The organism is Virgibacillus flavescens (genome assembly GCF_050574275.1).
GTDB lineage: Bacteria > Bacillota > Bacilli > Bacillales > Amphibacillaceae > Virgibacillus_F > Virgibacillus_F flavescens.
Genome location: NZ_CP192260.1, coordinates 1593161 through 1605828 on the forward strand (window position 1 = coordinate 1593161; position 12668 = coordinate 1605828).

Annotated in this window: 7 protein-coding genes; 2 read left to right on the forward strand and 5 right to left on the reverse strand. The window is 42.4% G+C overall.

From position 1 onward, the window contains the following. Nucleotides 1-38: 38 nt before the first annotated feature. Together VBD025_RS07540 and VBD025_RS07545 are read left to right on the forward strand one after the other, a co-directional pair. Nucleotides 39-932 (forward strand): carbohydrate ABC transporter permease, encoded by an 894-nt coding sequence (locus VBD025_RS07540; protein ID WP_430790839.1) that lies wholly within the window; start codon nucleotides 39-41, stop codon nucleotides 930-932. 12 nt (nucleotides 933-944) lie between these two features. Continuing rightward, nucleotides 945-1787, forward strand: coding sequence for a carbohydrate ABC transporter permease (locus VBD025_RS07545; protein ID WP_430790841.1), 843 nt, complete (start codon nucleotides 945-947; stop codon nucleotides 1785-1787). 127 nt (nucleotides 1788-1914) lie between these two features. On the opposite strand, the gene VBD025_RS07550 is transcribed toward VBD025_RS07545, so the two are convergent. The 5 genes from VBD025_RS07550 to VBD025_RS07570 all read right to left on the reverse strand — a co-directional run bounded on the left by VBD025_RS07550 (nucleotide 1915) and on the right by VBD025_RS07570 (nucleotide 12641). Further along, nucleotides 1915-3120, reverse strand: coding sequence for an exo-beta-N-acetylmuramidase NamZ family protein (locus VBD025_RS07550; protein WP_430791318.1), 1206 nt, complete (start codon nucleotides 3118-3120; stop codon nucleotides 1915-1917). Nucleotides 3121-3778: 658 nt separating this feature from the next. After that, nucleotides 3779-5884, reverse strand: a complete 2106-nt coding sequence (locus VBD025_RS07555) for a glycoside hydrolase family 3 protein (RefSeq protein WP_430790843.1) — start codon at nucleotides 5882-5884, stop codon at nucleotides 3779-3781. Nucleotides 5885-5911: 27 nt separating this feature from the next. After that, nucleotides 5912-7615 carry a serine hydrolase gene (locus tag VBD025_RS07560; RefSeq protein ID WP_430790845.1) on the reverse strand — a complete coding sequence of 568 codons (1704 nt, stop codon included), beginning with the start codon at nucleotides 7613-7615 and terminating at the stop codon, nucleotides 5912-5914. A 276-nt stretch (nucleotides 7616-7891) separates the two neighbouring features. Next, the gene (locus VBD025_RS07565) at nucleotides 7892-10318 is read right to left on the reverse strand and encodes a glycogen/starch/alpha-glucan phosphorylase (protein ID WP_430790847.1); all 2427 of its coding nucleotides are present in this window, start codon (nucleotides 10316-10318) and stop codon (nucleotides 7892-7894) included. Between the two features lie 886 nt (nucleotides 10319-11204). Next, complete coding sequence (locus tag VBD025_RS07570) at nucleotides 11205-12641, reverse strand: glycogen synthase (RefSeq protein WP_430790849.1); 1437 nt, start codon at nucleotides 12639-12641, stop codon at nucleotides 11205-11207. Nucleotides 12642-12668 lie beyond the last annotated feature (27 nt).

Here is a 12668-nt window from a genome sequence, read left to right on the forward strand (position 1 = left end):
CCTTTTTCAATCATTTTTAATAGGGAAGAGGGATCCGAATGGTTCAGTCTAAAAGTAAAAAAATCACATTTCTCTTGTTCTGTTTGCTCCCTACGCTTTTAGTCTTTGGGGTCTTTACTATTTATCCTCTCATTAATGGACTATACTTATCATTTTTCGAATGGTCAGGGGCTGGAGGAGAGAAAGAATTTATAGGTTTAGAGAATTACATGACATTATTTAGTGATCCGATTATTCCTAAAACGATATTGCATGATTATTTTTTAGTTCTGGCTAAGGTAGTAGGAATTATGGTTTTGGCTACATATTTTGCAGTGGCACTCACACAGCTTAGGCTAAAGGAATCTCCGTTCTATCGCATCATTTTCTTTTTCCCTAACATCATGTCAGTAGTTGTTATCGGTATTTTATGGACATTTATATTTAACCCGGACCTTGGCCTGATTAACTCTGGGTTACGAGCAATAGGGTTGGAGAGCTGGACGAGACCTTGGCTTGGAGACATGGACTGGGCACTATCTGCTCTAGTGTTACCATCTGTCTGGGCAGGGATTGGCCTGTTTATGCTTTTACTTATGGGCGGAATTGCCAATGTACCAAAGAGTATGTATGAGGCAGCGGACATTGATGGTGCAAGTAATTGGCAGCAGTTCTGGAAAATTACCGTGCCATTAGTTTGGCCGCAGATTAAGACGTCGATTTTGTACATCGTAATTACGACGTTAAATGGTTCATTCATTATCGTGCAGATTATGACAAGGGGCGGCCCAAACAATTCAACACAGGTTATGGGTTCCTACTTGTATCAGGAAGCATTTACAGAATTCAATTTCGGTTACGGAGCAACGATTGGTGTAATGATTTTAATCATATCTCTAGCAACTGTATTGGTATTACAATTCCTGCTAAAACGAGATAAGGTTGAATACTAGGAGAGGGGAAATATGATGCAGAATATTGGCAGATTCATGATGAAAACCGTAATTCGTATTCCATTAATTCTTTGGTCGCTTATCGTTTTGTATCCGATCGTATGGATGTTTCTTGGAGCATTTAAATCAAATGGAGAAATTTTCGCTTCACCCTGGTCTATACCTGACTCATTCGACTTTACAAATTTCGTGACAGCATGGACAGACTATAATATTGGATCAAGCTTTGCAAACAGTTTATTTGTAACAGTGCTCGGTACATTCTTATGTCTGGTCTTTGCTATCCCAACGTCATATGCTATCGAACGACTCAGATTTAGATTTAGCAAGGTTTTATTTAACACGTATCTTTCAGCAATGATGATTCCAATGGTGCTCGGATGGATCCCGTTGTTTTTCTTACTATTGAAATTTAACATGCTGGATAATCTGTGGGCATTGTCGCTGATTTATGCTGTAACACAAATACCGTTCAGCATTTTCATTCTGACAAGTTTCATGGGCAGTATTCCGAAAGAGTTGGAGGAAGCGGCTGCAATCGATGGAATGTCTCAATATGGCATTCTATTAAAAGTAGTAACGCCACTATTAACAACAGGAATCATTACTGTTTCGATCATGAATGCAGTTACATTCTGGAATGAATATTTTATGGCGCTTATCTTTCTGCAAACGGACGGAAACTACACGCTTGGCTTAGCAATGGATCTGATGAACAGAGAAGCACAGTACACCAATGCATGGGGTGCTTTATTTGCCGGCTTATCTATAGCAATTATCCCGGTCATGATCCTGTACGCAATCTTCCAGCGGTGGATTGTTAAAGGAATGATGGAAGGCGCGTTGAAAGGATAAACATAGGTACCAGGTACGCCCCGGATTTTGTCGAAAACTAAAAAACCTTGACTCTATCAAAAGAGTCAAGGTTTTTTATGTGTAAATCAATTGTCGGGGTAAATGCTTTATGCCCCGCGAAAACAATTTATTTATATAGCAAATATCCTTCTCTTACTTCTTTAAATTCGTTTAATTCATCCTGCCATTGGGCTTTCATGGATTCTACTGAATCGCCATTATTGATTGCTTCACGGATCCAGCTGTTTCCAACCAGGTTATCAAAAAAGGAGATACCTGCACTGTTTTCTGCTCTAAACGCAAAGTCTTCTGGATATAAATCGTGAATCGATTTTACAAGATGAAGACCCATTTCTATTGGTTGAAAAGCTTCTTTGTCTGTAACATGAATTTGTACTCCATGACTTAATGTACCGCTGTGCTTTGAAAATGCTGGAGTAAATGATGCTGCACGAAACATAACACCGGGTAAATTCAGTTCATTTAATGTTGCTGCTAATTCTGTACTATTAATAAACGGTGCTCCAATTAGTTCAAACGGTTTTGTTGTCCCACGGCCTTCGGAAACATTTGTACCTTCAATTAGTGCGGCACCTGGATAGACAAGCGCAGTACTGAATGTAGGCATGTTTGGCGACGGTATGACAAACTCGAGAGGTGTATCATCATAATACATGTCCCGCTTCCAGTTATTCATTTCAACAACTGTCAGGTCAGCACCAATATTAAATTCTGTATTAAAAAATTTAGCTAATTCACCAACGGTCATTCCATGGCGTAATGGAATTGGATATTTCCCAATAAAGGAAGCAAACTCCGGATCGAGAACAGGGCCATCCACTCGCTCACCACTCAATGGATTAGGTCGGTCTAACACGACGAACTCAATATCATTTTCTTGAGCAGCTTCCATTGCATATGCCATAGTGTAAATATATGTGTAAAAACGTGTGCCTACATCCTGAATATCAAAAACCAGTACGTCTACATTTTCCAGCATTTCCGGTGTAGGCTTGCGTGTTTCACCATATAAGCTGTAGACAGGTAATCCGGTAGTTTCATCAATATAGTAATCTACGTATTCACCAGCTTGTGCACTGCCGCGAACACCGTGCTCAGGGCCGTACAATGCTGTTACGTTGATATCGGGATCATTATGCAGAAGATCAACGATACTGTTTAATTCCTGATCCACTCCGGTTGGGTTGGTAATTAGCCCAACACGCTTACCTTCTAGGAGATCCTTTTGTTCCTCGAGCAGAACTTCAACCCCGAGTTTAAATTTTTTCAGTTGCCCTTTATGCTTGCCGTTATCGGCAGAGACACCAGACATCGACGTCATTACCAATATGGTTGCTAATAGTACTAACATTAATTTTTTCAATGGAACATTCCCCTCTCGTTTTTAACTTAATTTTTGTTGACTAAGCCAGTAATCCCTTATTGTTGCTAGTTACTTTGTCGTATTTGAGGTAAACTGCTGCGACGTACTTATCTCATCAAAAAAACTGCGATGTATCAGCAACGAGATTTCCGCTGCTGGCAGTCGCTTTCCGCGGGCGGCTGGTGAGCCTCCTCGTGCTGACGCACTCCGGGGTCTCACCTATTCCTGTCCTCCCGCAGGAGTCGACTGCCATCCGCTCCAACCTCTAGACAAAGTATGGGTGTCAAGGATTTATTAAGTGCACACACGATAGCTACGTCTATTAAATAACAGACATTTTTACGTAAACAGCTATACCAGTCCCGGTGAGCGGAGGGCGGTGACTCCTGCGGGAACAGCACGAGTCTGAAGGCCCCGCAGAGTGCTCTTCTCGAGGAGACTGAAGCCGTGCCCGAGGAAAGCATCCGCCCGCAGCGATCCTGGACGGCGACAATTGAAACAACCCTAAAGTTACGTCGCATTTCTGCTAATTCGTGTTAAGTACCTTGTCCCAAGTACTAAAGTTATTGCATTCACCAAAGTTATTTTAAGCTAAAATAGTTTAGTGTTAATAACTCAAGCCGTGTCCGAAATCGTATAAAACATCACCAGTTAAATCAGGAATGGTGACAGGCAATAAACCGGATGGTGCATTTTCTCCGAATATTGTTGCGGCAGTTGCCTCAAAGCTTGCGTCTCTGAACCCATATTGCGCGATGTATGAATCAATAGTAGGGTACGCCATTATATCGTATGGGTTTCGAATACCTACACCAACTGCAGGTGCATCTGTATTTTCAATTACCTGATTGACCATTCGCATCTGTGAGCTGTCAACGGACCTGCCACTCACATTATACGTGTACGTGCCAATGATAACTGCATCAGCCTGCTGTATGACGGCTAGCTGATCAGCAGAAAGTGGACCGTTTGCTTCAATAACCGCTGTATTGGAATGGAACTGACTTACTGCTTCATGTAAGGAACTCACAAAAGAGTTACCTACAACTACAACTTGTTTATCGTCCGTTAAATCCAATGGTAATGCATTATCATTTTTCACAAGGGTAATTGACTTTTCAGCCGCTTCTTGTTCAACTTGCTTATGTGCTTCCGATCCAACAACCTCTTGCGCGTTTTCAATTACTTCGCTGATTGGTGCAGGATTTTCCTGTTTAATGATTCCGCGTTTTACTTTTAACGTTAAGATTCGTTCTACCGATGCTTCCACATGGTCGACAGTAATTTCTCCTGTTTCAACAGCTTCAAGCAGTCCAGTTGCAACCGACTCTAATCCAACAGGCATTAATACTATGTCAGTGCCAGCTTTAACCGCGCGGATTGCAGCGTCCACAGCGCCAAAGTGGTCCTGAATTGCTCCCATATTTAATGCATCTGTGATAATAACTCCTTCAAAGCCCATATCCTCTCGCATCAGTCCAGTTAACACTTTTTTGGAAAGGGTTGCAGGTAATGAAATTTCGGTTCCATCTTTTTTGGAAATAACTTTTGTGTTATCGATTTTTGGGAACGTGACATGTGCTGTCATAATTGCATCGATCCCAGCTTCCATAGCTTGCTGAAATGGATACAGCTCAACTTCCTTTAAGCGCTCCAGGTCATATGGAACTTCCGGCAGGCCGAGATGTGAATCGACAGCAGTATCGCCATGTCCTGGAAAATGCTTAGCAGTAGCTGCGACTCCAGTACGCTGTAATCCCTTCGTATAGGCAATTCCTAAGTCAGCAACAAGTTCAGGTGATTCACTGAAGGAACGTACCCCGATTACCGGGTTATCCGGGTTGTTGTTAACATCAAGCACTGGAGCAAGATTCATGTTGATGCCAAGTGCTTTTAGCTCTTCACCAATTGCCTGACCTACATTGCCGGCAATTTCAGTTGAACGCGTTGCACCCAGCGCCATATTACCAGGCATGTCCGTGCCTGATTGGAGGCGGGTTACAATTCCACCTTCCTGGTCAATCGTCATAAGCAGTCCGTACTTCTCGGATGCTTCCTGGTAGTCAGCAACAAGTTTTGCAGTTTGTTCAGTAGTTACCACGTTTTCTCTAAAAAGAATAACGCCTCCGAGATGATATTCCTTCACCATTTGTTCGATTTCAGGAAGCATCTCCGTTACATTTTTGCCATCCCAGTTTCTGAAGTCTGGCATTAGCAGCTGACCTATTTTTTCCTCAATCGTCATCCCATCAATCGCATTTGAAATGATATCGTATTGCTTGCCTTTTTGCTTCACAACTTTACCGCTTGATGCAGGCTTTCCTTTTTTCTTCGATTTATCCACTTTAAAGTCAACCGCAATGCGATCTTTTAACGAACCATTTGATACATAAATGAAGGAGCGCCCGTTTTTCCCGGTAAACGTAACTACACCATCTTCGCTTACGTTAGCTACGTTTCTATTTGTTGAACGCCAGGTCAGATGATCGGATGTTTCGGTAAAATGACCATCCTCGTAAATATTGAGCGCTTGTAGGGTAAGTTGTTTATCTTTAACTTCTGCAGCTGCTTCCGGCACGTTTTGCAGCAAAATTAGATCCTTTACTTCGTTGTCCTCAGCAGCATAAATGTGACTAAAACTTAAGGTGATTTGACTGGCCAATAAAGCGAGGATGACAATTACTAGTAACGGTGTTCTTTTTAGCATGTTCATTCATTTCCCTCCTATTTCAGTGTTTTTCTAATAATTCCGTTCTGTCCATTGATCATTTGAATCGAAATGAAGCCTCGATTGTTCGCCATTACTGTCTTGTACTTTTACATTAGTCACATACCATCCACGACCATTCGTTGAGGAATCTGTCTGGTAATGGAATCGTACGTATTTAGTATCTTCCGGCAGCTGGATTTCTTTGGACTGCCAGTCTGCGCTGCTGCCCGTGAACGACGCTGCGGCAGGAGTCCAGGTAATTCCGTCCTCAGAAGTTTCAACTAATCCCTGATCATAACCTTGTTCAATTCGGTACCACGTATCAAATGTTAACGTTGCACTTGATTCAGGGTTCACTTCAGCAGTTAGAGAACTATTTAGCTTGTCCCCATAACCTGAAAACCATGCATCCTTTCCCTTAGGAATCGAAACCGGAATAGCATCTGCCACCTGGCGGGCAAATTGACGTCTGGCAGGGTTGGTAGATACAGTTTCACGTGATGGATGAACTCGATTTGTCAGCAAGATTGCAATCGTATCGTTATTTAAGTTAATAGCGATTGACGTTCCCGTGTAACCTGTATGACCAATAGTGGAAGATTCCGATAAAGCGTCCATGTACCAGCCCTGTGATAATTCCCAGCCGAGTCCATGTTCATCTCCAGGAAATTGTGGGATTTGATTTTCAACCAGTAATTGTATTGTTTCAGGCTGTAGAACCTGAGTTCCACCGTATCGGCCGTCATTGATGAACATATGTCCAAGCTTGGCTAAATCACTGGCAGTAGAAAACACACCGGCATGTCCAGCAACGCCCCCAAGTGCCCATGCGTTTTCATCATGAACATCGCCCCATACAAGACCACGGTTTATCGATGGCTGATATTCAGTTGCAGCAATTCGATTTTTTAACGATTCTGGTGGGTTATACATAGTGTCCGTCATGTTGAGTGGTTCTAGAAGAGTGTCGTTTACAAACTCATCAAGGCGTTTACCTGATAAACGTTCAATTAGAGCGCCTAATGTGATCATGTTTAAGTCACTGTAGGTATACGCTGTTCCTGGAGGATTGTCTAATGGATAACTGAAAACATAGTCCAGCCGATCTTCCCGGCTTTCTCCGATTGTATAAAGAGGGACCCATGCCTTGAATCCGGATGTGTGTGTCATTAACTGTTTAATCGTTACATTTTCTTTCCCGTTTTGAGCGAATTCTGGTATGTAATCCGAAACCGGATCATTCAACTCAAAATAACCTTGTTCAAACAGCTTCATTGCAGCAGTGGTAGTGAAAATTTTACTTAGTGATGCTAGGTCAAAAATGGTGTCCTTTTGCATGTTAATTGGGTTTTCTACTAGTGAATTGGTATCATTTTTGTATAATAAGGAATGACCATAAGCTTCGTGCTGGACGATATGACCACGTCTAGCAACAAACGTAACAGCCCCCGGCATGACGCCTTCATCGATCATTGAATTCATAATAGGGTCAATTTCATTCAGCGGTTGCTGCATCATACCAGCTCCTCGGGCTGAACCTGGATGTAAAACGGGTGAAGTAGGTCCTGGTGTACCCCATGAAAATAACGGATGCGGCCGTTCCTGCGCTTTCTTTTGATTCTGCTTTTCAATCGTTGGTGACTTATCTGCGCTTACTGGTGCAGCAGAAGGAATGAGAAGGGACGATGTTAATGCAACAGATAATGTAGCATAAAACAACTTTTTTCGATGCATACGATTTCCTCCAATTCTAGTATTAATGAAAGGGCTTACATTCATTACTTCTACTATATTGGTACTCTACCAGAGAAGCTATATTACATAAGTCACAAAAAACTTGGGACATATTGTAGAAACGAGTCTATAGGTGGGGGATATTAGTACCGGGTGCAGTATTTTGACGAAGCGGAGCGAAGATAAATATTTTCACACAGCAAATAATCCGAACGAGATCAAACTGATCGATCGGATTATGCTATAGATTCATAAAAAACTTCACTCAAACTAAAATCACTGCTTCTCAATCTTCCATATCCCACTCGCATACTCCTGAATCGTTCGATCACTTGAAAACTTTCCGGAATGAGCAATGTTGACCAGACTCTTCGAAAGCCATTTTCGACTGTGGCGATATGCCTGATCGACCAGCTGCTGTGTTTCTGCGTACGCATCAAAATCCTTAAGTATAAAGTACGGATCATTTGTGGAAAGAATATGGTAATAAATATCCTCGAATTCTATTTTCTGATGACCAGTTATCCCATCTCTTAACTGGTTTAGGATTTGATTAAGTCTTTCATCGTTCTGATAGAATTCGTTTGCCGCATACGTGCCATTCTGATAGAAATCGTATACTTCCTCAGCACGTAACCCAAAGATAAAGATATTTGGATCACCAACTAAGTTCTTAATCTCAATATTTGCCCCGTCAAGCGTTCCAATTGTTAACGCGCCATTCATCATCATCTTCATGTTACCAGTACCTGACGCTTCTTTACCTGCAGTTGAGATTTGTTCGCTCAAGTCTGCAGCAGGGATGATTTTTTCAGCTAAACTCACATTATAGTTTTCCAAGAAGACAACTTTTAGTTTATTTTTTATCGAAGTGTCATAGTTAACAATCGATGCCACCGTATTAATCAGCTTAATAACTTCTTTTGCAAAATAATAGCTGGGAGCTGCTTTTGCTCCGAAAATAAACGTTCGCGGTACAATCTCCAGATTAGGATTTTCCTTTAGCTCATTGTACAGGTAGATTACATGGAATATATTGAGCAACTGCCGCTTATATTCGTGCAGTCGTTTGATCTGCACATCGAAAATCGATTGATCATCGACGAGTATTCCAGTCGATTTATGAATGTATTCTGCTAGTTTGCGCTTGTTTGCAAGTTTTATTTCTCCGAGTTTATCTAACAACGGCCGATCATTCACATAACGAAGCAGGTGGGTAAGCTCTCTTGGTCGTTTCACCCAGTTTGGCCCGATTGTATCGGTAATTAAATTGGAAAGCCGTGGATTCGCCATTAAAAGCCAACGACGATGCGTGATTCCGTTGGTTTTATTGTTAAATCGATTCGGATACAACGAATAGAAATCTTTCATTTCCTGTGTTTTCAAAATTTCCGTGTGCAGCTTTGCTACGCCGTTCACACTGAAGCTCCCTACAATCGCAAGGCGAGCCATGTGCACCTGCCCATCCGCAATAACAGCCATCTCGTGAATTTTGTCGCGCAGTTCTGGGTGATCGAACCAAATACCCTGACAAAACCGTTCGTTAATTTCATCGATAATCATATAGAGGCGAGGGACTAGCGATTTGATCATATCGATTGGCCATTTTTCAAGTGCTTCACTCATAATCGTATGATTGGTATACGCGAAAACCTTTGTGGTGACATTCCACGCGTTATCCCAGCCAAAACCTTCCTCATCCATTAATATCCGCATCAATTCAGGGATAGCAAGACTTGGGTGTGTATCATTAATTTGAATGACAACCTTGTTCGGAAGATGGGACAAAGGCTTGCGCGTATTTGTTTTATAATCCTGGATAATTTTATGCAGACTTGCCGCAACGAGAAAATATTGCTGCTTGATTCGCAGCCGCTTGCCTTCTTCGCTTGAATCATCTGGATAAAGAATGCCGGAAATTTGTTCAATCAAGTGGTTATCTTCAAGCTGCTTGTAATAGTCGCTTTCATTCCCTTTTAATGGATCAGCTGTCGCAATTGCTTCAGCGCTCCAAAGACGTAACGTGTTTACCACCTGATTATCATAGCCAACCACCGGCACGTCATACGGCACGGCATTTACCGTATTCGTATTTTCATATTTACATTCAAGCGTTCCATCATTTCGTTTAAGCATATGTACAGTTCCGCCGAATTCAATCTTGATCGCTTCATCCGCTTTTTTCGTTTCCCAAGGATAAGGATTTTTTAACCAGTAATCTGGAAGTTCGGTCTGGTAGCCGTTAATGAAGCGCTGTTCAAACATTCCATACCGATAACGAATCCCATATCCATGACCAGGGTAGCGAAGGGAGGCCATGGAATCCAGGAAGCAGGCTGCTAGTCTGCCTAAACCGCCATTGCCTAGTCCCGGGTCGTGTTCTTCCCGGTAAACTTCTGCTGGATCAAAGCCGAGTTTCGTTAGGGTCTGCTCACAAATTTCCTTCATACCAGTGTTAAGAAGATTACTTTGCAGTAAGCTGCCAATCAAAAATTCCATCGATAAATAATAGATTTGTTTAGGCTGTTTACGTTTGTAGCTTTCGTTCGTTTTACTCCAGCTGTCGGTAATCTCTTGATTCATCAAGGCGCTGACGACATAATATATATCGTTAGTTGAGGCATCATTAATTGCTTTGTCATAGGTTGTTTCTAGTTCACGAATGATTGCTTGCTCAAACGTATCAGTAGTCCAGTTCGTCAACGCAATTCAACTCCTCTTTCTGCATGTCTCGTTCTAGCTTCAGCGCCTAGCCCGCCTAAGGTTTTAAGGCAGATCTCAATACGTACACAAACCATCACTAAGAGATTCGTCTTAAACTTGCCTGAGTCTGTCAAAGGCGCATACGCTTTTTTTGTCATTCAATTTTCACAGATAAAAAATTTTAGTTTCAGTAGACTTAAAATATGTTACTCGACACGTCGCAGAAGATGTAAACTGCGCAGTAACATCTTAGCCAAAAAAAACGGCGACGTATCAGCAACGAGATTTCCGCAGATGGCAGTCGCTTTCCGCGGGCGGTTGGTGAGCCTCCTCGTGCTGTCGCACTCCGGGGTCTCACCTATGCCTTTCATCCCGCAGGAGTCGACTGCCATCCGCTCCAATCTCTAGATTAGAGTTTGATGTCACGGATTTATAAGATCCACACTTGATAGCTATATCTCTTTCAGAATGCAATTGTTTACAGAAGAAACAAAGACATAAATAGCTTTACAAGTCCAGGTGAGCGAAGGGCGGTGACTCCTGCGGGAACAGCACGAGTCTGAAGGCCCCGCAGAATAAATAATGATGGCCAACTAAACCCGTCCTTTGCGGACAACGTTGGCATACCCCTTGCCGGGGCAAGGAGACTGAAGCCGTGCCCGCGGAAAGCGTCCGCCCGCAGCGATCCTGGACGGCAGCTTAAGAACATTTCTCGGAAATAAAGTTACTTCGAAGTGTAGAAATTTTATGTCACTATGAAAATGTATTGCCGGATTATTCAAAATTCAGGGAGAACCACCGAAAATTGAGTATAAAAGTCTAGAGCAAAAACTTTGGCATCAGCTATGAAAGATGAGGCGAATGCCCGGATTTTCTTATTCGTTTTTTACAAAACACTACTATGCGAATCATGAAGCGTCTCGTATAAATCATAATAATCTTTCGCGGATTCCTTCCAGCTGAAGTTACTTTTGTTTACATTTTTCAGCAGTGCCGCCCACCGTTCTGGGTCATGATAAACGGTTAATGAATAGTTTAAAACGTGCAGTAATTCATGCGCATTATAGTTCGCGAAACTGAATCCATTACCAGAGCCATCTACTTCGTCAAAAGGGATGACGGTATCTTTCAGGCCGCCAGTTTCCCGCACGATTGGTACGGATTTGTATTGAAGCGCGATCAGCTGTGACAGCCCGCATGGCTCGAACAGGGAAGGCATGACAAAAAAATCACTCGCTGCGTACAGCTGTCTAGCCAGAGCCTCATCGAAGCCTACGTACGATACCAGTTTCCCTTTATTCCGTACTTCTGCATGGTAGCAAAAGCTCTCAAATTCTGAGTCACCAGTGCCTAACACAACAAATTGGACATCTTTCTGTAAAAACTCGTCAAGAATCGTCTGTACTAAATGGAATCCTTTTTGTTCCACTAAGCGGGTAATCATAACGTATAAAGGTTTCTCTCCATCTACCGGCAAACCAAGCTTTTCTTGAACGCTTTCTTTGTTTTCCTTTTTCTTTACGCGTGAATGTTTATAGTTTGCGACAATATGCGGATCGGTCATTGGATTATAATCATCTACATCGACACCATTGATGATTCCAACTAAATCATTATCCCGCTCCGCGAAAAGTGGATGCAGTCCTTCCCCATAATAAGGCGTTTTAATTTCCTCCGCATAGGTAGGGCTTACCGTCGTGATTTTATCTGCATGGAATATCCCGCTTTTCATACAGTTAAGCAGCCCGTTCCATTCAAGCCCCCCGATATGTTCAGGCGGAATATTGAACAGCTCGTTATATGCGTCTTTTGGAATGATTCCTTGGTATTTAATATTGTGGATGGTAAACACTGCTTTCATGTCTTTAACTGGGCTGGCTATTTTGGCAAATGCAACTGCCAAGCCTGCCTGCCAGTCGTGGCCATGCAAAATGTCTGGTTTAAAATCAAGTATCGTTAAGGCTTCGATTACCGCCTGACTGAAAAAGACAAATCGTTCGCCATCGTCGTAGTAGCCATAAACACCTTTTCGGGTGAAATAATACTCGTTTTCAATGAAATAGTAATGAACCCCATTGTGCTTTAATTGATAAATACTTGCTTCTTGATTACGCCAGCCGACCCGGACATCAACCGCTGCAACCCATTCCAGCTTGTTATACCAATTAGCAATTACTTCCTGGTATAGAGGGAGAATGACGCGTACATCGGTATTTTCATTTTTATTCAGCACTTGTGGCAGTGAGCCTACTACATCTGCAAGGCCCCCGGTTTTTACAAATGGACTGCATTCTGACGCGACAAATAACACTTTTTTTCCCATGCAACATTCGCTCCTTATAGGGCGTGT